Annotated in this window: 20 protein-coding genes; 11 read left to right on the top strand and 9 right to left on the bottom strand. The window is 54.3% G+C overall.

What is annotated here, in order from left to right; genetic code table 11:
• Positions 1-37: 37 nt before the first annotated feature.
• The 3 genes from PZBJ_RS22420 to PZBJ_RS22410 all read left to right on the top strand — a co-directional run bounded on the left by PZBJ_RS22420 (position 38) and on the right by PZBJ_RS22410 (position 3,269).
• The gene (locus tag PZBJ_RS22420) at positions 38-1,294 is read left to right on the top strand and encodes a multidrug efflux MFS transporter YnfM/SxtP(Kp) (RefSeq protein WP_101764348.1); all 1,257 of its coding nucleotides are present in this window, start codon (positions 38-40) and stop codon (positions 1,292-1,294) included.
• 168 nt (positions 1,295-1,462) lie between these two features.
• Complete coding sequence (locus PZBJ_RS22415) at positions 1,463-1,720, top strand: hypothetical protein (RefSeq protein WP_101764347.1); 258 nt, start codon at positions 1,463-1,465, stop codon at positions 1,718-1,720.
• Positions 1,721-2,084: 364 nt separating this feature from the next.
• Complete coding sequence (locus PZBJ_RS22410) at positions 2,085-3,269, top strand: sugar transporter (RefSeq protein WP_101764346.1); 1,185 nt, start codon at positions 2,085-2,087, stop codon at positions 3,267-3,269.
• An 82-nt stretch (positions 3,270-3,351) separates the two neighbouring features.
• Here PZBJ_RS22410 and bhsA read toward each other — a convergent pair whose 3' ends face one another.
• Positions 3,352-3,609, bottom strand: coding sequence for a multiple stress resistance protein BhsA (bhsA, locus tag PZBJ_RS22405; RefSeq protein ID WP_101764345.1), 258 nt, complete (start codon positions 3,607-3,609; stop codon positions 3,352-3,354).
• A 294-nt stretch (positions 3,610-3,903) separates the two neighbouring features.
• On the opposite strand from bhsA, the gene PZBJ_RS22400 reads away from it, so the two are divergent.
• Positions 3,904-4,557, top strand: coding sequence for a TetR/AcrR family transcriptional regulator (locus tag PZBJ_RS22400; protein ID WP_101764344.1), 654 nt, complete (start codon positions 3,904-3,906; stop codon positions 4,555-4,557).
• Between the two features lie 67 nt (positions 4,558-4,624).
• On the opposite strand, the gene rhaM is transcribed toward PZBJ_RS22400, so the two are convergent.
• Genes rhaM through rhaB form a run of 4 tightly spaced genes read right to left on the bottom strand, consistent with a single transcriptional unit; the run spans position 4,625 to position 8,503 of the window.
• Entirely contained in the window at positions 4,625-4,939 is a 315-nt protein-coding gene (gene rhaM / locus PZBJ_RS22395) for an L-rhamnose mutarotase (RefSeq protein WP_008108878.1), read from the bottom strand.
• Positions 4,929-5,771, bottom strand: a complete 843-nt coding sequence (gene rhaD / locus PZBJ_RS22390; RefSeq protein WP_101764343.1) for a rhamnulose-1-phosphate aldolase — start codon at positions 5,769-5,771, stop codon at positions 4,929-4,931. The genes rhaM and rhaD overlap by 11 nt, the downstream gene beginning before the upstream one ends.
• Positions 5,772-5,781: 10 nt before the next feature.
• The gene (locus PZBJ_RS22385) at positions 5,782-7,038 is read right to left on the bottom strand and encodes an L-rhamnose isomerase (protein WP_101764342.1); all 1,257 of its coding nucleotides are present in this window, start codon (positions 7,036-7,038) and stop codon (positions 5,782-5,784) included.
• A gap of 19 nt (positions 7,039-7,057) precedes the next feature.
• The gene (rhaB, locus tag PZBJ_RS22380) at positions 7,058-8,503 is read right to left on the bottom strand and encodes a rhamnulokinase (RefSeq protein WP_101764341.1); all 1,446 of its coding nucleotides are present in this window, start codon (positions 8,501-8,503) and stop codon (positions 7,058-7,060) included.
• A 290-nt stretch (positions 8,504-8,793) separates the two neighbouring features.
• On the opposite strand from rhaB, the gene rhaS reads away from it, so the two are divergent.
• Both rhaS and rhaR read left to right on the top strand, forming a co-directional pair.
• On the top strand, positions 8,794-9,615 hold the full coding sequence (gene rhaS, locus PZBJ_RS22375; protein WP_101764340.1) for an HTH-type transcriptional activator RhaS: 822 nt from the start codon (positions 8,794-8,796) through the stop codon (positions 9,613-9,615).
• Between the two features lie 15 nt (positions 9,616-9,630).
• Complete coding sequence (gene rhaR / locus PZBJ_RS22370) at positions 9,631-10,497, top strand: HTH-type transcriptional activator RhaR (protein WP_101764339.1); 867 nt, start codon at positions 9,631-9,633, stop codon at positions 10,495-10,497.
• A gap of 27 nt (positions 10,498-10,524) precedes the next feature.
• Here the strand turns inward: rhaR and rhaT are convergent, their stop codons facing one another.
• The gene (gene rhaT / locus PZBJ_RS22365) at positions 10,525-11,559 is read right to left on the bottom strand and encodes an L-rhamnose/proton symporter RhaT (RefSeq protein ID WP_101764338.1); all 1,035 of its coding nucleotides are present in this window, start codon (positions 11,557-11,559) and stop codon (positions 10,525-10,527) included.
• Positions 11,560-11,925: 366 nt separating this feature from the next.
• Between rhaT and PZBJ_RS22360 the strand changes: the two genes are divergently transcribed.
• The 3 genes from PZBJ_RS22360 (at position 11,926) to aldA (ending at position 14,000) form a co-directional block, all read left to right on the top strand.
• Positions 11,926-12,249 carry a hypothetical protein gene (locus PZBJ_RS22360; protein WP_101764337.1) on the top strand — a complete coding sequence of 108 codons (324 nt, stop codon included), beginning with the start codon at positions 11,926-11,928 and terminating at the stop codon, positions 12,247-12,249.
• Between the two features lie 14 nt (positions 12,250-12,263).
• The gene (locus PZBJ_RS24090) at positions 12,264-12,362 is read left to right on the top strand and encodes a YoaK family small membrane protein (protein ID WP_137385834.1); all 99 of its coding nucleotides are present in this window, start codon (positions 12,264-12,266) and stop codon (positions 12,360-12,362) included.
• A 201-nt stretch (positions 12,363-12,563) separates the two neighbouring features.
• A complete protein-coding gene (gene aldA, locus PZBJ_RS22355) occupies positions 12,564-14,000 on the top strand; it encodes an aldehyde dehydrogenase (protein WP_101764336.1) in 1,437 nt (478 codons plus the stop codon).
• A 596-nt stretch (positions 14,001-14,596) separates the two neighbouring features.
• Here the strand turns inward: aldA and PZBJ_RS22350 are convergent.
• A complete protein-coding gene (locus PZBJ_RS22350) occupies positions 14,597-15,871 on the bottom strand; it encodes an MFS transporter (RefSeq protein WP_101764335.1) in 1,275 nt (424 codons plus the stop codon).
• On the bottom strand, positions 15,868-17,289 hold the full coding sequence (locus PZBJ_RS22345; RefSeq protein WP_101764334.1) for a M20 family metallopeptidase: 1,422 nt from the start codon (positions 17,287-17,289) through the stop codon (positions 15,868-15,870). Before PZBJ_RS22345 ends, PZBJ_RS22350 begins: the two co-directional genes overlap by 4 nt.
• Before the next feature lie 148 nt (positions 17,290-17,437).
• On the opposite strand from PZBJ_RS22345, the gene PZBJ_RS22340 reads away from it, so the two are divergent.
• A complete protein-coding gene (locus PZBJ_RS22340) occupies positions 17,438-18,364 on the top strand; it encodes a LysR family transcriptional regulator (RefSeq protein ID WP_101764333.1) in 927 nt (308 codons plus the stop codon).
• A gap of 1 nt (position 18,365) precedes the next feature.
• Here the strand turns inward: PZBJ_RS22340 and PZBJ_RS22335 are convergent, their stop codons facing one another.
• Positions 18,366-19,961: an ABC transporter substrate-binding protein gene (locus PZBJ_RS22335; protein WP_101764332.1), complete on the bottom strand. Its 1,596-nt coding sequence runs from the start codon at positions 19,959-19,961 to the stop codon at positions 18,366-18,368.
• A 126-nt stretch (positions 19,962-20,087) separates the two neighbouring features.
• Between PZBJ_RS22335 and pepT the strand changes: the two genes are divergently transcribed.
• Positions 20,088-21,314 (top strand): peptidase T, encoded by a 1,227-nt coding sequence (pepT, locus tag PZBJ_RS22330; RefSeq protein ID WP_101764331.1) that lies wholly within the window; start codon positions 20,088-20,090, stop codon positions 21,312-21,314.
• The last annotated feature ends 27 nt before the right edge of the window (positions 21,315-21,341 follow it).

Here is a 21,341-nt window from a genome sequence, read left to right as displayed (position 1 = left end):
TACAGTAACGGCATGATTGTTCAAACGAGGATGTTCCGTGAGTCGCTCTTCTCAGGCGGTGATACTCGATGAAGACGAGTTGTCCGTAAAGCCTGTTCCAGCTGCAACCCCTTCAGAATGGATTGAACGCGGATCGCCGCAGTTTATGCGCGTGACGCTGGCGCTGTTCTCTGCCGGTCTTGCCACTTTCGCCCTGCTGTATTGCGTGCAGCCCATTTTGCCGGTGTTATCGCAACAGTTTGGCGTTTCTCCAGCGCAAAGCAGTATTTCTCTCTCGCTATCGACCGGCTTAATGGCATTGGGATTGCTGTTTACCGGGCCGCTGTCGGATGCGATTGGGCGTAAATCGGTGATGGTTACCGCGCTGTTGCTCGCGGCTATCTGTACCTTGATTTCCGCCACCATGAGCAGTTGGCAGGGGATTTTGCTGATGCGCGCGCTGATTGGCTTATCGCTGAGCGGGGTTGCGGCGGTTGGCATGACCTATCTGAGTGAAGAGATTCATCCACGCGTTATCGCCTTTTCCATGGGGCTGTACATCAGCGGTAACTCGATTGGCGGCATGAGCGGACGCCTGTTGACGGGCGTATTGACCGATTTCTTCTCGTGGCGCGTTGCGGTGGGCGTGATTGGCTGTTTCGCGTTGGCGGGCGCGCTGATGTTTTGGAAAATCCTGCCTGCGTCGCGTCATTTCCGTCCAGCTTCGCTGCGTCCGCGTAGTTTGCTGATCAACTTCCGTTTGCACTGGCGCGATAAAGGATTACCGCTGCTGTTCGCTGAGGGCTTCCTGCTGATGGGCGCGTTCGTCACGCTGTTCAACTACATCGGCTATCGCCTGCTGAGTGCGCCCTGGTCGCTGAGCCAGGCGGTGGTGGGATTGCTGTCGGTGGTCTATCTGACCGGCTCCTGGAGTTCACCGAAAGCCGGCGCGATGACCAGCCGCTTTGGACGCGGTCCGGTGATGATTGGCGCAACTGCGATTATGCTGACGGGATTGCTGCTGACGGCGTTTAACTCATTGTGGCTGATTTTACCCGGCATGATGTTGTTCACCGCCGGATTTTTTGCGGCGCACTCTGTTGCCAGCGGCTGGATTGGCCCGCGTGCGCGTCGGGCTAAAGGCCAGGCATCGTCACTCTATCTGTTTAGCTATTACGTTGGATCCAGCGTGGCGGGTACATTGGGCGGCGTGTTCTGGCACAGCTATGGCTGGATGGGCGTTACGGCATTCATTAGCTTGCTATTATTAATGGCTTTGCTGGTCGGCTGGCGATTGCAGTGCCGGAAACTGTAATACCTTTCATCTGTTAAACGGGGCTAATGCGCCCCGTTCTCTCATCAAGTCCACGCCATCCGGTGATCTCACAGTCCCAGATAAAACAAAACGGCCATTCGTCGCTATAATTCATTCCATTCCAACAATAGTTAGACTTTTATTATTTCACAGCAATGAGGACGATAGATGGGACTCTATTATTACGTCGATAAGCATGCCGGCTATAACGACAACCATGTAGTACACGCAACGGGATGCCCGTACCTACCCGCCGATGAGGCACGCCGTTTCCTTGGGACTTTCTACACGCCAAATGCCGCCATTCAGCAAGCGCGTAAATTTTATGCCAGCGCGCTGGGCTGCGAGCACTGCTGTCCGGTGGGATTAAAAAAAAACATGACGACTCAAAATAGTGTGGCACTAAAACACATGGTGCGACTCTGATAATCATGATGTGAGAGTGGTCAGCAGACCTAACTCTTTTGTTAAGCAGCACTGCGGCGTTTCATAATAACTATAAATTTAAGTGTAATAATAACTGGACCTTAAGGCGCTCAAAGTGGTGTCAGGTCCAGTTGCTTCTTTCACCCCGTTGTTAATCTTGCTCGCTCTCGTATTGATGACAGAAAGCGTAAAAACCTCAGGCTATTAATTACGCCACTCTTGATAAAAAATATTCAGTAATAAAAGCCCGACAAACGGTTTCCCTCCGCTCATTAATGCTCCACAATAGCGGCAATTTGTGACTCCGGTCACTTTCTGGGGTGCTTTTTGCCCTTTCATTTGCCGTCTGACTGATTTGAACTCCATGCAATCTACTACTGTTTCCCGTAAAACGGCCTGGCTACGCGTTGTACTGCTGGCTATTGCTGCTTTTGTCTTTAACACCACAGAATTCGTGCCTGTCGGTCTGCTGTCGGATATCGCCGCCAGCTATGACATGAAGACTGCCGATGTTGGCATTATGCTGACCATCTACGCGTGGGTTGTCGCGCTATTGTCGCTGCCGCTGATGCTGTTAACGCGCAATATTGAGCGTCGCCTGCTATTGGCCGTGTTGTTCATCGTGTTTGTTGCCAGCCATGTGCTCTCGTCTTTGGCATGGGATTTCACCTCACTGGTTATCTCGCGCATCGGTATTGCCTTAGCGCACGCCGTGTTCTGGTCAATTACCGCTTCGCTGGCCATTCGCGTGGCGCCTGCAGGCAAGAAAACTCAGGCGTTGAGTATGCTGGCAACCGGTACCGCGCTGGCGATGGTGCTGGGCGTGCCGATTGGGCGTATCGTCGGTCAATATCTTGGCTGGCGCACTACTTTTGGCATGATCGGCTTGTCTGCTTTGGTATTGCTGATTTTGCTGATGCGCATACTGCCGCGTCTGCCGAGCGAGCACACGGGTTCACTGAGCAGCGTTCCGATGCTATTCCGCCGTCCGGCGCTGGTGGCAATGTACGTTCTGGTTACCGTGGTGGTGACGGCGCATTACACCGCTTACAGCTACATCGAACCGTTTATGCAGGTGGTGGCTAATGCCGATGATAATTTCACCACGCTGCTGTTACTGCTGTTTGGATCAGCGGGCATTCTCGGCAGCGTGCTGTTTAGTACGCTGGGCAATAGATTCCCTTCTGCGATGCTGATCGCCGCGATTGCGATGATCACGCTAAGCATGGGCTTGCTGGTGTTTGCTGCTGTACGTCCCGCTGCAATCACCGTGCTGTGCATCGTTTGGGGCATGGCAATGATGATGATTGGTCTGGCGATGCAGGTGCGCGTTTTGGCGCTGGCACCGGATGCCACCGACGTCGCGATGTCGCTGTTCTCGGGTATCTACAACATCGGTATCGGCGCGGGTGCGCTACTGGGTAATCAGGTCAGTTTGCATATGCAAATGTCGGATGTCGGTAACGTCGGCGGCATTATTGGCCTTGCCGCACTGTTCTGGTGTATCGCTATCTTCCGCCGCTATCCACAGCTGCGTTCTAACGGATAAGAAAAAAGGCTTCAGAAGGTTATCTTCTGAAGCCTTTTGTTCACTTCCTGCGGAATGCTTAATTGCCCTCCGCTCAATTCTCTTAGTTATAAATTACTGCTGTGCCATTTAGCTTGTTGTTGCCAGAGGTCGAAGTGATGCGGAATGACTTTGCTCCGGCAGCACTGGCCTTTTCCGCTAGCTGATTCTCCAGCGATGTCAGGTTAGTGCTACCTGATGCGCTAACCACACCAATTTGTTGTTGATTCAGCGGCGCTTCGTTTACTAAGTCTGCAGCCATGCTACCAAACGCGATTGAAGACAATGCTACAGCGGCCAAAGTCAGTTTGATGCTTTTCATAATTTTGCTCTCTTATACAGATGAATTGGGGTCGGTCGCGATTAAGTTAACAACCGTTAATTAAATGCTACTGCCGAATGGACCCGCGCGTCAATCATTTTATTAACGATCATTATTTTAATCGGAAGTGGCGTGATTATGGGCTTCCCAGCCCTTTTTGACTTATCCATTTGGGTGCTTTCGCAAGCAAAAAGCACAAACGGGCAAAGACGAATAGACTCATTCCGGGCTGCGCTTGCATATTTATTTAATGATCGGTAATTTAATGGAGTATTTTACGCTTTGAGGTGCCCAATGACCGAAGTTATCGATGTGGTGAACAGGAAAACGCGCGGCCGTCCGAAAGTGTTTGATCGCAACGATGCCCTGGACAAGGCAATGATGTTGTTCTGGGCGCATGGCTATGAAGGCACTTCGCTGTCCGATTTGGTTAACGCTACCGGCGCTAAAGCCCCAACCCTTTATGCTGAGTTTGAAAATAAAGAAGGGTTATTCCGTGCGGCGATGCAGCGATACATTGAAACGTTCAGCGCGCAACGCAACGCCGTGCTAAATGATGATGCTTTAGACGTGAAAACGGCCATTGAAGCCTATTTTCGCGCAACCGCCGCATGCTTCACCGCATGTGATAAGCCTGCTGGCTGTTTCTTCATTTGTACCTCGAGCGCGCTCTCTTCCGGCTCAGAAGAAGTGGCGCAAATGCTGGCGCAGCAGCATCACGCTCAGGAATCAGCGTTAAAAGCATTTCTTGATACCCGGCAACAGCGCGGCGAGTTACCGCAATGTGCCAATAGTGAAACGTTAGCCCGCTATCTGGCGTGTTTACTGCAGGGAATGTCGGTGCGTGCGCGTGAAGGCGCTAATCGTGAGGATCTTGACCAGATCGTGGATACGCAGATGGCAATCTGGCCCGCTCTGGCGGGATATTGTGAATTGAGCACCAAATAAAATTCAGGCCGACTTCCGTGTCGGCCTAAAATTATTACCTCAGTACCAATACTGAGGGGAGCGCGCGTTAAGGCAGGAAAAACATCGGTTTTAACGCCGCGCTCACCGGACTGTTATCCGGATTCGATGGCATTAAATCCTTCATTGATGCCCACCAGCGCTGACACACTTCGGTTTTTGCCACTGCTTCCCAGCGCGCTTCAGACTCAATTTCCACGCTGGCAAACAGCAGATTGCGTTCAGCATCCAGCCAGATAGCGTAATTGTGCGCACCATGCGCTTTTAGCGTCTCGGCCAGTTCCGGCCAAATTGGCGTATGGCGGCGCAGATACTCATCGTGGCAGTGTGCATGCACCTGCATCACAAAGGCTTTACGCAACATCGCTGCGCTCCGCCTGCAGCGCGGCTTGCCACGGCTTAACGTTGAAGCGTTCACCCAGCGCGATCAGCTGCTCAGTAGTGATGCTTTGACGAATACCGCCCATTGACAGTGCTTTTACCACCACTTCGGAGGATTTCTCCGCCGTATCGATCAGGCCGAAAGTCTCGTCGAGGTTTGGACCCGCGCCAAAGATGCCGTGGAACGGCCACATCACAATGCTGTGATTTGCCATTGCGTCTGCCGTTGCCTGACCAATTCCATCGGTACCGGGCACCATCCATGGCAGAATACCTACGCCATCCGGGAACACCACCAGACATTCGGTGCTGCCTTCCCACAACAGGCGTGTGAATCGTGCGGAATCCAGATTTACCACATAGCTCAGCGCCATAAAGTTGGTGGCGTGGCAATGCATGATGACGCGATCAATGCCGTTTGAGACCTGCTTGCGCACGCTGTGCGACTGGAAGTGAGCTGCCAACTCTGATGTTGGCAGGCCGCCGTTACTCAAACCCCAATGGATTTTGTATGACAAGCCTTTGTCATCCACCTGCAGCAGCGCCAGACAGTCGGCCGGGTCGAGCTGAACGTTACGGAAAAACTTACCCGATCCGGTGACCAGGAACCAATCATTGGCCAGCGCTGGAGCAGGTTTGGTCAGCTCAATACAGCGCGGCTCGGCATAGAAATCACCGGCGAAATCTTTAACTTCTTCCGGCAGTAAACGTAAGCTGACGTTGCCGCCATTACGCTCATCCCAGCCTTTCAACCACATGTCGCTGGTCGCTTTAACCATTCCCTGAACAAAAGCGGAAGAGAGGATATTTTGCATGGTGTGTCCCTTAACGTTGACGCAGTGTTTGTTGTTCATAATGACGGACTTCGCTCAGCCAGCTGGCATCAGCAGGGACATCGTGGCGCAGACACCAGGCTTCCCACACCGCTTGCCATGGCAACGATTTTTGTTCTTCCAGCATCGCCAGGCGGCCGGTGTAATCCCCTTCGCTCTCCAGCTTGCGTAACTGGTCGGTAGGTTCCAGCAGAGCACGCAGCAGCGCTTTTTTGGCATTGCGTGTCCCAATTACCCACGCCGCGATGCGGTTGATTGACGCATCGAAGAAGTCGAGACCGATGTGCACCTTGTCGAACAATTTGTGGCGTGCGATTTCGGTAGCGATGGCCTGGGTTTCATCGTCGAGAATCACCACGTGATCGCTGTCCCAGCGCACCGGACGGCTTACGTGCAGCAGCAGGCGCGGCACATAGAGCATGGCCGTGGAAATTTTGTCGGAAATCACTTCGGTTGGATGGAAGTGGCCGGCGTCCAGAGTCAGCGCGGTCTGGCGGCTGCTGGCATAACCCAGGCAGAATTCATTGGAACCCACGGTGTAGCTCTCTGCGCCAATGCCAAACAGTTTGCTCTCTACCGCATCAATGTGGTGCGCAGGATTGAGTTTTTCACTGATCACTTCATCAAGCGCACTCGCCAGGCGTTGACGCGGTCCTAAACGATCGACGGTGAGATCTTTCATTCCGTCCGGCACCCAGATATTCATGACGGATGCGGTACCCAGTTGCTCACCAAAGTGTGCAGAGATACGACGGCTGGCCTTGCAGTGTTCAATCCAGAACTGACGAATCCCTTTGTCGGCGTGTGACAACGTAAAACCATCGGCGCTCAGCGGATGGGAGAAACAGCTTGGATTAAAATCGAGGCCCAGCTTGTGCGTTTTGGCCCATTCCACCCAGTTGCTGAAGTGTTTCGGTTCAATCGCATCACGATCAACCGGCTTATCGCTCTCCAGATAAATCGCATGCAGGTTGAGGCGTTTAGCACCCGGAATGAGTGACATCGCTTTTTCAACATCAGAGCGCAGCTCATCAGCATTACGTGCACGTCCCGGATAGTTGCCGGTAGCCTGAATACCGCCGGTCAGTTCACCGTTCGGATTTTCGAAGCCGCGCACGTCATCACCTTGCCAGCAGTGCATCGAGACCGGAATGCCATCCAGCTGCGCCATTACCTGTTCCACATCCACACCGATGGCGGCGTAACGTTGTTTGGCCAGTTCGAAGGCCTGTTCAATCAGCTTAGTCATATGCAAGTTCCTTAGCAGGTTAGCTGAGCGCGGCAAAGCGTGCCTGATGGGCAGCGAAGGCGCTGTTGTTCAACGGTTCAAATTTTTCTAACGGGAAGTTTTGGCTAATGCAGCGGCGTAAATCGCTGACGTCACGCAGTTCGCCCAAAGCAATGAGCTGGCAGCCGACGTTGCCGAGCGTCGAGGCTTCAATCGGCCCCGCCAATACCGGCAGCTGACAGGCATCGGCACACAATTGATTTAACAGCGGGTTCTGACTGCCGCCGCCCACCACATGCAGTTGACGCAGCGGTGCCGCGCGCAGTGTGGCGAGTTCGCCAATCACCTGACGATAGAGCAAGGCCAGACTGTCAAAGATGGTGCGAGCCAGCGCAGCCGGCGTCTGCGGTACGGGCATGTTCTGTTCGGCGCAGGCGTTTTGAATCTCCTGAACCATGCTGTCTGGATTGATAAAACGGCTGTGATTGGGGTTTACCAGCGCACGACAGGCGGGCCCTTTTGCGGCGTCTTTGATCAGCGAACAGAGATCGGTAATTTGCAGCTCAGTGCAGACACGTTGCAGCAGCCACAAACCCATAATGTTTTTCAGAACGCGGTAGCCTTCTGCTCCACCTTCATTGGTTACGTTGGCATTGAGCGCCGCCGTGCTGACACAAGGCTGCAAGCTCTCAATCCCCATCAGTGACCAGGTTCCCGAGCTGAGATAAGCGGCATCATCCTGCATTAACGGTGTGGCCAAAACCGCGCTCGCCGTATCGTGAGTCGCAACCGCGATCACCGGAATGTGGTTGCCGCTGGCGCTGGTCCAGTAACCGACAGTGTTACCTGGCGATGTTGGTTTGCCGAACCACTTAGCCGGCACGCCAGCCCACGCAAGCAAATCGCTGTCCCATTCGCCGCTGTGAATATTGAGCAGTTGTGTGGTGGTGGCGTTGGTGTATTCCCAGTTCATCTGGCCGGTAAGGCGATAGTGCAGATAGTCAGGAATCATCAGCGCATACTGCACTTTTTCCTGCCAATCTGGCTGCTGCTGATGCAGTGCGTGCAGTTGATAAAGGGTGTTGAACGGCAAGAATTGAATGCCGGTGCGCTGATAGATTGCTCCTTTGCCGAGATCGTTAATGGCCTGAGCCATGTGCCCTTCTGTACGCTTATCGCGATAACTTACCGCCTCGCCGACGCGTTCACCGTTGGCATCCAGCAACACCAAATCAACGCCCCAGGTATCGATGCCAATGCTGTCCGGCACAATGCCTTCATCATCAAGCTGGGCCAGCCCTAAACGAATCTCTTGCTCCAGTCGCTCCAAATCCCAACAATCATAATCTGCACGGCGCACACGCTGATTGGTGAAGCGACGCACTTCGCGCAGGCTGATCTGCTGATTCGCTGAACTCCATTGTGCGAGCATCACGCGCCCGCTGGATGCGCCTAAATCAATGGCAACAATGTTACGCATACTCATGGCGTGTTCTTCCTGTAATGAGATGACTACAGATTAGAAATCTCCGCTTTTTGCCACCTTCCCCTTACTGCCAGTGCGTAATAGTCACTGGCAGGCTGACAAAGAAGTTCGTGAGAAAGCTCACAGAACCACACAAGTGGCGAGATGTGAGCCTTGCCGCATTTCTGTCAATCGCCGGTGAGATCTTGAAAAATTAGCCATTTTCCTGCGTCACTAAGATGAAAATTCAAGGTAAGGTGCGGGGCGCCTGCGTAGACTCGGCAACGGTTGAGTTAATTAAGAGGCGAATCATGACCGTTCTACATATCGCAGATTTCTTCCCTGAAGGGAATTACGCCATCGCCATCGAGCCGCGTGTGCCGCAGCAGGCATTTCCGGAGCACCATCATGATTTCCATGAAATCGTGTTGGTGGAACACGGTTCTGGCATTCATGTGTTTAACGGTCAGCCACAAGCTTTATCCGCAGGATGCGTATGCTTTGTGCGCGATCACGATCGTCATCTTTATGAGCAAACGGAAAATTTGTGCCTGACCAACGTGCTGTATCGCAGTCCGGCGTCATTTCGTTTTCTCTCGGGTTTGCAGGCGCTCCTGCCGCGCGAAGAAGAGGATCACTACGCGTCGCACTGGCGCATTAATCACAAGGTGATGGCGCAGGCGCTGCAAATCGTTACACAGATGAAGCAGCAAGATGTGTGGTCACTGGAACGTCACGCACGCCAGGAGCAACTTTTTCTGCAACTGCTGGTGTTGTTGCGCGAAGCGGCTCACAACGATCAATTACAGGATCAGGAAGCACGCTTACATCGGTTGCTCGACTGGCTCAATGAGCACTACAGTGAAGAGATTGTGTGGGATGCATTAGCCGATCGTTTTTCATTGTCGCTGCGCACTCTGCACCGCCAGATGAAGCAGCAAACCGGTAATACACCGCAGCGTTACCTTAATCGGCTTCGCCTGTTACAGGCGCGGCATTTACTGCGTCATAGCGATATGCGCATTACAGACATCGCCTACCAGTGTGGATTTGGTGACAGCAATCACTTCTCCACGCTGTTCCGGCGGGAATTTGGCTGTGCGCCCAGAGCGGAGCGCCAGCAGATGCTATAACTGGAGCGTTTCCTCATGTCGCTGATCTTAACGCGGGAAGACTATTTTCCGGCCTCCAATCTGCCGATTGCGGTGGCCGAGCGCATGCCGCAGCCCTCCTTTCCTCCGCACCGTCATGAATTCAGTGAAATCGTTATCGTCTGGCGCGGTAACGGCCTGCATGTGTTGAACGATCGTCCATGGTTGGTAACCTGCGGCGACGTTTTTTACATTCACGATAACGACTGCCACAGCTATGACAGCGTCAACGATTTGGCGCTGGATAACATTCTTTACTGCCGCGATCGCTTTCGTCTTGGCCTTGACTGGAGCCAGTTGTTGCCGCCGCAAGAAGAAAATTCGCCGGGCTGCTGGCGTTTGACCACCCGCGGGATGGCGTTAGCGCGCGGTGTGATTAGCCAGCTGGAACGCGAAAGCCGCAAAAGTGATTCGCTATCGATTCAACTCTCTGAGGCGCTGTTTTTGCAATTAGCATTGATTCTGCGCCGTCACGGTTATGCTGCCGATCGGCCCTGGGCATTACCTGAAGGAGAACAATTAGATCTGCTAATGTCGGCGCTGCAAGGTGCCATCAGCCGTCCATTCGATTTGGCAGTGTTCTGCCAGCAGAATCAGTTGAGCGAGCGTGCGTTGAAGCAACTGTTTCGCCAGCAAACCGGTATGACCGTGGGACACTATCTGCGGCAACTACAGCTGTGTCAGGCGAAATATCTGCTGCGGACGCAGGATTGCTTAATCAGTGAAGTGGCCGCGCGTTGCGGCTTCGATGACAGTAACTACTTTTCGGTGGTGTTTACGCGGGAAACCGGTTTAACGCCGAGCGCGTGGCGGCAGCGTTTCCTGCCGCAGCGTGAATTCTCAGCAGAGAAAGTGAAGGCCTGACGTGCCGTAGCGGCGTCAGGCTTTACATCAGGCTGCCATGCCTAATCCAACGATGTTGGCAGCAATGATAATCACCACACAACCCAGCGAGAGAACGCGAACCGGACGTTGACCCGCCGATTTCCACTCTTTTAGTACCAGACCAACCAATCCACCGCACAGCACGTAGAGGCTCATATGCAGCATCCAGCTGATGAAGTCATACTGTGCCGGAATTTTGGCGTGTCCCCAGGCGTAGAAGAAGAACTGCAGATACCACATGGTGCCGCCCAGCACGGCAAACGCGATATTGGCCAGCAGCATTGGTTTAGCGACGGAGAAATCACGGCGTACAGAAATATCGGTTTTTACCGCCAGACGGATAAAGCAGTAAGCCAGATTGATTAACGCACCACCGCCCATAATCACCACATAGCTTGGCAACGCAACATAGAGTGGATTGATACCCAGATTGGCTGCGGCTTCGTGCATCGGCTTGGCGGCATCCATCGCAAACGACATGCCGGCCGAGAAGATGCCGCACATCACGGCCAGAATCAGCCCTTTTTTCAGGTTGAACTCTTCGGCGTTGATGCCCAGCGCCCGCTCTTTTAACAGACCGGCACGCGATACAATCCCTACGCCGATCAGGGCAACTAACACGCCGAGCAGCGTCATGCGTCCGCCGGGTGAGCTGAATAGCTCGACAAAGCGGCCCTGCAGCAGCGGCGTCATCAAGGTTCCCACCACTAACGTGATACCGATGGCAATACCAATGCCCATCGACATCCCGAGGTAGCGCATGGTCAAACCATAGTTGATGTTACCGATGCCCCACATGGCACCAAACAGAAATACCGGCATCAGTTGAGAGAAACTAAAGCTGCCGTAATACGCCCAGAAGTTCGGCAGTAATACCGCACTGACTGCCCAGGGAAGAATCAGCCACGACATAACGCCGCCTACTGACCACATCGTTTCCCAGGACCACTTTTTCACCTGCTTAAATGGAGCATAAAAACAGGCGGCACTGGCGGCACCCACCAGATGCCAGAAAATACCTGCAATGATGGCACTGTTCATTGTTATTCCTTCGTAAGGTTGAGGCCAACAGGAAACCGGCGGTTTCCCGATTACCGGCAGTCTACGGTGGGCAGCTTTTCGTCAGCCTTTGGATGGCTGCCGGAAAGCGGAGGTTGCTGGCAAAATTCGGTGGGTCGTCAACATAAGGATCACAAAATCGCATTCGCAGGCAGGTCACGGGGTGATTTTTATAAGTGGCTTATTCTTCAACATATTTTTCTATTATGCTGTGCCGATCAGCACAGTTTTTGATTCACTGCCACTGCAACAGTTAACATGGCAGTCACACAAAGCCGCGTACCAGACTTTCCCCGCAGGCGTTTAATCCGTATAACGTTGGGAAAATCATCAGGACGAAGGATTGAGATGAATACCAAAAGATTGCGACTGTTGCTGTCACAATCGGTGAGCCGCGTGATGCTGGATGACATCCGGGCCATCGTGCCGGCGCAGGCGCTGAACGTCTTTATTAATGGATTAGATGAAGCACATTACGCCACGCTGGATTGCGTGCAGAGCGAGGAGAATTGCGCCCTGCTGGCTTCGGTGATTGTGGTGTGGCGACAGCTGGGTCACGTTCATGCGATTCATTATCAGAAAGGTGAGCATCTGCGTCAGGTCGACGACGCCACGCAATTCCAGCTGTTCAGTATGATGAAAACCCATCGCGCGATCGTGCAGATCGCTTAACTCTCGGGATGACTATGAAAATCGGACTGCTTTTCCCTATTGCCATCATCATTGCTGGCGTCAGTTTTTTGGCGTGGTTTATTGTCAGCGGCGCGGCGATGCCAGGTTCCTGACATTTTTTAACATACCTTAAATCACTGCTAAGCCGCTGAAAGCGCGGCATTTCGCCAGGAATGCTGCGTCTGTCGTGTTGTTCTTCCCTTCTTTGCCATCCCACAAGTTGCATTGGCAATAGCAAAAAGGTGCTATGCCCTGATCTGTTTCACTCTGCAATTCACAAATCTTTAACGAAACCGATCGCGGAGAACCTGCACATGACAACACACCATCAACATTATATTAATGGCGCGTTTGTTGCCGATCAGAACGATAAGTGGATAGAAGTGATTAACCCAGCAACTGAGGCATTACTTTCGCGCGTGCCGGAAGGCAGTAAACACGACGCCGCGCAGGCCATCGACGCTGCTGAAGTGGCGCAGCCGGATTGGGAAGCGCTCCCCGCCGTTGAACGCGGCAACTGGCTGCGCAAAATTGCCGTCGCTATTCGTCAGCGTGAACCAGAACTGACCGCCACTATCGTCGCCGAAGGCGGCAAAACCCAGGGTCTGGCGCAAACTGAAGTACTGTTTACAGCTGATTATCTTGAGTACATGGCCGAATGGGCACGCCGTTATGATGGCGAGATCGTTAATAGCGATCGTCCCAACGAAAACATCTTTGTGTTCAGGAAAGCGATTGGCGTCACCACCGGCATTCTGCCGTGGAACTTTCCCTTCTTCCTGATTGCACGTAAAGCCGCGCCCGCGCTGGTAACCGGCAATACTATTGTTATCAAGCCAAGTGAGCTGACGCCTAACAATGCGGCGATTTTTGCGCACATCATCCATGAAATTGGTCTGCCGAAAGGCGTGATCAACTTTGTTTACGGCTATGGCCCGGAGATTGGCCAGGAGCTGGCAGGCAACCCGAAAGTCGGCTTAGTCAGTCTGACCGGCAGCGTCAACGCCGGTATCGCCACCATGGAAGCCGCAGCGAAAAACGTCACCAAAGTCTCGCTTGAACTGGGCGGAAAAGCGCCAGCCATCGTCATGGATGATGCCGATCTCGATCTGGCGGTTAAAGCGATTGTTAGCTCTCGCGTGATCAACACCGGACAGGTGTGTAACTGTGCTGAGCGCGTTTACGTGCAGGAAGGCATCTACGACCGCTTTATCAGCGCGCTGACTGCCGCCATGCAGCAGGTGAAGTTTGGTAATCCGGCCGAGCAAAACGATATCGATATGGGGCCGCTAATCACTGCGGCCGCGCTGGAACGCGTTGAGCAGAAAGTGGCGAACGCGGTCGCGGATGGCGGCAAAGTAGTGCTAGGCGGGAAGCGTGCAGGCAGCAAAGGCTTCTATTTTGAGCCAACCATTATCACGGGCGTGCGTCAGGATATGGAGATCATGCAGCAAGAGATTTTTGGTCCGGTGCTGCCAGTAATGACCTTTAGAACCCTTGATGAAGCCATAGCGCTGGCGAATGACTGTGAATATGGTCTGACCTCATCGATTTACACTCAGAACCTCAACACCGCGATGGTTGCCCTGCGTAAGTTGAAATTTGGAGAAACCTATATCAACCGCGAGAATTTCGAAGCGATGCAAGGTTTCCATGCGGGCTGGCGTAAATCGGGCATTGGCGGTGCTGATGGCCGTCACGGTTTGGAAGAGTTCTTACAGACGCACGTGGCATATTTGCAGTTCTCGTAGGATCGCCATTCATGGCGTAATGCTTGTCAATTAAGCCAACGACGAGGGCGCAGGCCGGTGGCACTTTTGGTCCGGCGGTCCTCGCGCCGCTAGCGCGGTACCTTCACTTCGCTCGTCTGCCTGACGGACCGGTGGAGACGGGACGTCCTTGTCCCGGCTCCACCTTTCGCCCGCGTCCTGCGGGCTCTCCTGGCTTCCTCGCTTCGTTCAGCGCTGCGGAATGCCTGCCCAAAAGTGCCCCCGGCCTGCTTTAAAGCTTCAGTGCGTGTTTCTGAAAAGGGCACATTTGCCAGAGGCTCTGGCGCGTCTGCTGCGGCAAAAGGGCTATCCGCAGCGCTGAGGCTTTTACGTTGGGCCAGGAGCCTCACGCATGGATGCGTGAGGCAGTTCGGGGCGGCCAGGACGGCCGATCCGCGAACGGTCCGTTGGCACGACGTGGAAGCCGAAGGCACCGCGTTAGCGGCGCGAGGACGGCCCATGACGCAGCAGATGTGTCAGAGCCCGCACCAGATTTAAAGCAAAATGGTTTCTTAACGGACAAGCATTACGCCATAAGTGGCGACCTGTAACCCTGTAACCCTGTAACCCTGAAACCTTTATGAAACCCGTTTCTGGCTGCGCAGCAGCGCCAGGCCGCTTAACACCGACATCGCCATCAGATAATAACCGGGCGCCAGACTGGTGCCGGTCACGCTAATCAGCAGTGTACAAATCAGCGGTGCAAAGCCACCAAACACCGTAACCGCCACGTTATAGCTGATCGCCATGCCGCTGGCGCGCGTACCCATCGGGAACAGATCCGCCATCACCGACGGCACCGTTGAGAAGTAGATCGACTTCAGCAGCGCCATCCAGCACACCAGCAAAATCAACGTAGTCGGCGTGGTGTGATCAACCACCAGCTTAAAGGCCGGATAGATGGTGACGATCAGCAAAATCAACGATCCCCACATCAGCGGCACGCGCCCCACCCGCTCGGCCCATAACCCCATAATTGGCGTGACCACCGTCAAAATCACACCCGCCAACAAGGTAGCAGTAAACGCCACGCTGCCCGACAGGTGCAGATTTTTGGTGGCGTAAGTCGGCACATAGTTCAGCATGTAGTTCACCGCAGTCGAAATCACCATCAGGCCGATCGCCAACAGCATCAACTCCTTCTGGCGGCCAAACAGGCTTTTCAGCGGCGCGGCTTCCGGTTTGTGCTCAGCAAAGCTCGCCGGTTCATGTACGTGACGTCGAATATAGATCCCCAGCGGGCCAATCAGCAGGCCGAAGGCGAAGGGAATACGCCATCCCCAATCCTGAATCTGGCTTTCGCTGAGAATCTGCGTCAGTCCGAGTCCAAATGCCGACGCCATCAACGTACTGGCGCCCTGCGTGGCGAACTGCCAGCTGGCGATAAAGGCTTTGCGCTCCGGGAAGTGTTCAACCAGGAACGCCGTCGAGCTGCCAAATTCGCCCCCGGCGGAGAAACCCTGCACCAGACGCGCCAGCAAAATCAGCAGCGGTGCCATCAGGCCAATGCTGCTGTAGCTCGGCATAAAGGTGATGACCGCGCCGCCGAGCATCATCAGGTTGATCGATAACAGCAGCGCTTTTTTTCGACCGTGACGATCGGCATAGTTGCCCAGCACAATCGCGCCTAGCGGACGAATCAGGAATGACACACCAAAACTGCCAAAGGTGAGCAACATTGAAACCGACGGATCGCTGGTAGGAAAGAAAGCATGCGCAATGTAGCTGGCAAAAAAGCCGTACACGGCGATATCAAACCACTCCAGCGCGTTACCGATACAGGTCGCGAACAGCGTTTTGTGCAGATTGGGCTTCGCTGCGTTCAACGGCATCGTGGTATTTAATGTACTCATTGGCCACCTCCAACGTGCGCACGATGCTGCGCCACCAGTTCCGTTCCCTGCTCGCCGAGATCCCACAGCAGACGCGTCATAATCTGCAAACCTTCGCGGGCAATCGATTTCAACATATGCTCATTGACGCCATGCTGGCCGCATGCTGGATACGAGTGCGGCACCCACAAGGTCGGCAAACCGAGAATGTCGGAGAACACGTCATTGGGCAGCGAGCCGCCGAGGTTAGGCAGCAGCGCCGGTTTCTTGCCGCTGGTTTCCGCCATGCTGGTCAGCACCCAATTGACCAGCGGATCGGTGGGATCAAGGCGTGTCGCGGGCGATCCGCGCATAAACTCCACCTCCACATAGTCAAAACCGTGCTGATGCAGATGGGCGCGCACATGCTGGGCGAGATTTTCCCAGTCGGTACCCACCACAAAACGCAGCTGACACACGGCGGTGGCGCTGCCCGGAATAGCATTCATTGGACGCGCCGGATTGCCGGTGAGAAACGACAACACTTCCAGCGTGTTCCAGCCATACAGGCGTTCGGTTGGCGTCAGTCCCGGCTCGCCCCAGTTCACGTCGATATCGGGATCGCCCGGCATGCCGCCCACCTCGATATCGCCGAGAATATCGCGCACCTGCGGCGTCAAAGAGTTGGGTTTCAGCGCCTCGACCTGCAACACGCCCTGCGCGTTGACCAGCGAAGCGATGGCGTTGGCCAACTGCGTACCCGGATTGCTCAACAATCCGCCCCAGTTGCCGGAGTGATAAGCGTTGTCACGCGCGTTAACGGTCAAACGGAAATTAACCGCGCCGCGTGAGCCCAGGAACAGCGTCGGACGAACCGCATTGAGACGCGGACCGTCTGAAGCAATAAACAGATCGGCTTGCAGCAGTTCGCCATGCTGCTGGCACAACTGCGCCAGCCCTGGCGAGCTGATCTCTTCACCCATCTCGAACAGTATTTTGCAGTTAAAGCCCAGGCTACCGCCGCGCAACGCAAACACCTGCTCCAGCGCCGCCAGATTGACGCAGTGCTGGCCCTTATTATCTGCGCTGCCACGCGCATACCAGCGATCGCCCTCTTCAACCATATGCCATGGCGATAAGCCGTCGCGCCAGTTTTCATCATTACCAAACACCACATCGCCGTGACCATAGCTGAGCAAGGTTGGCAGCATGGGATCTTCAATGCGTACCGCCACGAGGAACGGTCGATTAGCGGCTTCCGGGTTGTCGATGAAATGCAACGTGAAGCCCAGAGCGATCAGCTGCGGGCCGATCTCATCCTGCAAATAGCGCTGTAATTCGCTGTCACGATCGTCGCGCTGGCTTTCGGTACGTTGCGCCACGCGACGTGCCAAAATTCGTTGAAACTCCCCGCTGTCAAAATAAGCGGTGGCCTGTTGAACCGCCTGTTGTGCCGTCATGTTTGCCCTGTCTTTTATTGTTTTGTCGTTAAGGCATCTTTGCGGAAACACTGCTTTGCCACAATTATCAATTTATCGAGTAAGATTTGCTTTTATAGCAAAGCTAGCCTGCCCGATTTCGAGGCATGCACCACCATGAGGCATCCGCATGTTAAGCAGTGAAATCCGCTATTTTCTCGCCGTCGCTAATACTGGCTCGCTCAGCGCCGCCAGCGAACAGCTGTTTGTGGCGGTGTCGGCGATCAGCCGGCAAATTCAGCGGCTGGAAGATCAGGTTGGCGTGCCGCTGTTTGCGCGTCACGCGCGCGGCATGGTGTTGAACGAAGCGGGGGAAATCTTTGCACATCACGTACGTAAGAATCTGCTGGATATGGAGTATGCGCTGGCGGAAATTAAGGGACTGAAAGCGGTGCGCCGCACGTTGATTCGCGTGGCCTGCACCGATGGGCTGGCGTTTACGCTGCTACCGCGTTTGATCGCAGATTTTCGCAATGACAATCCGGGCGTGCTGTTTGATGTGAAAGTCGCCAGCACGCAAGGCGTGGCGGAAGCGCTGCGCAACGGCGAGTGTGACGTGGCGCTGCAATTTAGTCTTCACGCTGAGCGCGGTGTGGAAGTGATGGGTTCGTGGCCGGCACCGGTATTAATCGTGATGCATCAAACGCATCCGCTGGCCAACGCGCCGCAGGTCACGCTCGCCGATCTCAGTCACTATCCGCTGGCCTTGCCGCAGCAAAACACCACCGTGCGGCAACTGTTTGAGCTCGCCAGCCATATGAACGGCAGCCTGGTTGAGCCGGTGATGACCTGCGATACCTTTTCGATGTTGTTTCAATTCCTGCTGCGCACGCCGCAGGCGGTGACAATTTGCAGCGCCTTTACCGTGCTACAGGAAGCGGAAACGCACGGTTTGATATTGCGCTCGGTAGGCATCGATCAGCTGAGCCAACGCACCTTGCAATTGCAGACGCAATCAGGGCGGCCTCGCAGTGCCGCCCTGAATGTGTTTCTCACCTTTATGCTGCAACAGCTGGATGCGTTAGAGGAACCGCTGCGCCAGCGCTGGAAGCCGTGACTCAGTTCTTGATATCCACCGGGTAGAAGATGTGTTTACCGAACGGATCGACCTGATAACCAGTCACCGATTTGCGCACCGGCTCAAAGATGGTTGAGTGAGCAATCATCACCGCTGGCATTTGATCATGCATAATCTGCTGCGCTTGCTGATACAGCGCCACGCGTTTGTCGTGATTTTGCTCGGCGCGCGCTTCGGTAATGATCTTCTCAAACGGCTGATAACACCATTTCGACGAGTTGGAGCCGCCATTTGCCGAGGTGCAGCTGTAAAGCGGACCGAAGAAGTTATCCGGATCGCCGGTCGCCGTGGTCCAGCCCATCAGCGCCGCCTGATGCTCACCGCCTTTCACGCGCTTGAGGTATTCGCCCCACTCATAACTGACGATATTGGCTTTGATACCCACTTTGGCCCAGTCCGCCTGAATCATCTCCGCCATTCGTCGCGCATTCGGGTTATACGGTCGCTGTACCGGCATCGCCCACAGGGCGATTTCGGTGCCTGGCTTAATCCCCGCCTCCTGCAGCAGCGCTTTGGCTTTCTGCGGATCGTAGTCGTAATCCTTCAGATCTTTATCCGCACTCCACACGTCCGGCGGCAGGATGTTTTTCGCTACCGTGCCAGTACCTTTGAAGATGGCATCAATGATCGCCTGTTTGTTAATCGCCATCGCCAGCGCCTGACGCACCTTGACGTTATCCAGCGGCGCTTTGGTGGTGTTGAACGACAGGAAACCGGTATTCAGGCCCGATTTCTGTTCCAGCGTTAAATCGGGATTGGTGCGCATCTTCTCCAGATCGGCCGGATTGGGGAACGGCATAATCTGGCATTCGTTTTTCTCCAGCTTGGCATAACGCACCGAGGCGTCCGGCGTGATCGAGAAGACAATACGATCGAGCTTCGCCTTGCCCTGCCAGTATTCCGGGAAGGCTTTATAGAGAATGCGCGAATCTTTTTGATACTGCACCAGCTCAAACGGCCCGGTGCCAATCGGCTCCATATCGACCTTCTCCGGCGTGCCGGCTTTCAACATCTGGTCGGCGTATTCAGCCGAATGGATCGAGGCAAAATACCAGGCTAAGTCGGCGAGGAATGGCGCTTCAGCGTGAGCTAAGGTGATGCGCACGGTATTGTCATCGACCTTCTCAATACTGGTGATCAGCTTCGCCAGCTCGAGACTTTCGAAGTTGGCGTAGTTACCGCCGGAGACATTGTGGTACGGGTTTTTGGGGTCCATCTGACGCATAAACGAGAAGATTACGTCGTCGGCATTAAAATTGCGCGACGGCTTAAACAGCTTGTTGCTCTGGAATTTCACCCCTTTGCGCAGATGGAAGGTGTAGACCTTGCCATCCGGGCTGATATCCCAGCTCTCGGCGAGGCTGGGCACCAGTTCGGTGGTGCCGGGCGTGAAGTCCACCAGGCGGTTAAAAATCGGCACTGCGCTGGCATCGACGCTGGTTCCTGAAGTGTACAACTGCGGGTTGAAGTTCTCTGGCGATCCTTCTGAACAGTACACCAGCGTTTTTGCCGAAACCCCGCCCGCGACCGCCAAGCCGATTGCAGTGAGAGTGAGATTTGCCATCATTTTTTTCATCATGATCCTCGCTTTTTATTGACTTCCATGAGTCTGCTTCGTTATGTAATGTTCATCTGATTAATAAATAACATGATTTAACCAGCACGCGTACTACAGACGCCGCAATGCTAATAAGGAATTGTGATGACAGACCAACTTGCCAGCCAATTGACCCAGCGTTTCTACCGTTATCTGGCGGTTTCCAGCCAGAGCGATGCCAAATCAACCACGCTGCCGAGTACGCCGTCCCAACATGCGATGGCGGAGTTACTGGCAAAGGAGCTGGGCGAATTGGGATTGCAGGATATCGTGATTGACCAGCACGCCACGGTCACCGCGGTGAAACCTGGCAATCGCCCTGATGCGCCGCGCATCGGTTTTATCACCCATATTGATACCGTGGATGTCGGCCTTTCGCCAGACATCCACCCGCAAACCCTCAGGTTCACCGGTGAAGATCTGTGCCTTAACAGCACGCAGGACATCTGGCTGCGCGTGGCGGAACATCCGGAGATCAAACCTTATCTCGGGCAGGAGATTATCTTCAGCGACGGCACCAGCGTGCTGGGCGCCGATAACAAAGCAGCGGTGACGGTGGTGATGACGTTGCTGGAGAACCTGCGCGGCGATCACGGTGATATCGTGGTGGCGTTTGTGCCCGATGAAGAGATTGGCCTGCGCGGCGCTAAAGCGCTGGATCTGGAGCAGCGCTTTAACGTCGATTTCGCCTGGACTATCGACTGCTGCGAGCTGGGTGAAGTGGTGTATGAAAACTTCAATGCTGCCGCCGCTGAGCTGGTGTTTACCGGCGTGCCGGCGCATCCGATGTCGGGCAAAGGCGTATTGGTCAATCCGCTGCTGATGGCGCATGACTTCATCTCCCGCTTCGATCGCTTAAAAACCCCCGAACATACCGAAGGCCGCGAAGGTTATATCTGGTTCAACGATATGAATGCCAACGCCAGCCGCGCGGTGTTGAAAGCCTCGATTCGTGATTTCGATTTGCAGGGTTTTGATGCGAAGAAACAGCAACTGGTGGAAGTGGCCGATGAAATCGCCGCGCGTTATCCCACCGGCCATGTAGCGCTGACGATTAACGATATTTACAGCAATATCAGTAATGCAATTGGTGAAGATCGTCGTGCGATTGACCTGATTTTTGCCGCGTTAGAGCAAGTGGGCGTGGAACCGAAGGTGATTCCGATGCGCGGCGGCACCGACGGTGCAGCGCTGTCAGCGAAAGGGCTGCTGACGCCGAACTTCTTCACCGGCGCGCACAATTTCCATTCGCGCTTTGAGTTTTTGCCGGTTCCCTCGTTTGTGAAGTCGTATCAGGTGGCCGAAGCGTTGTGTTATTTAGCCGCGAAATAAAAAAAGGTCGCCCTTCATGGCGTCATG

The organism is Pantoea endophytica (genome assembly GCF_002858935.1).
Classification (GTDB): Bacteria; Pseudomonadota; Gammaproteobacteria; order Enterobacterales; family Enterobacteriaceae; genus Pantoea; species Pantoea leporis.
This window is presented reverse-complemented; position numbering and strand designations above follow the sequence as displayed.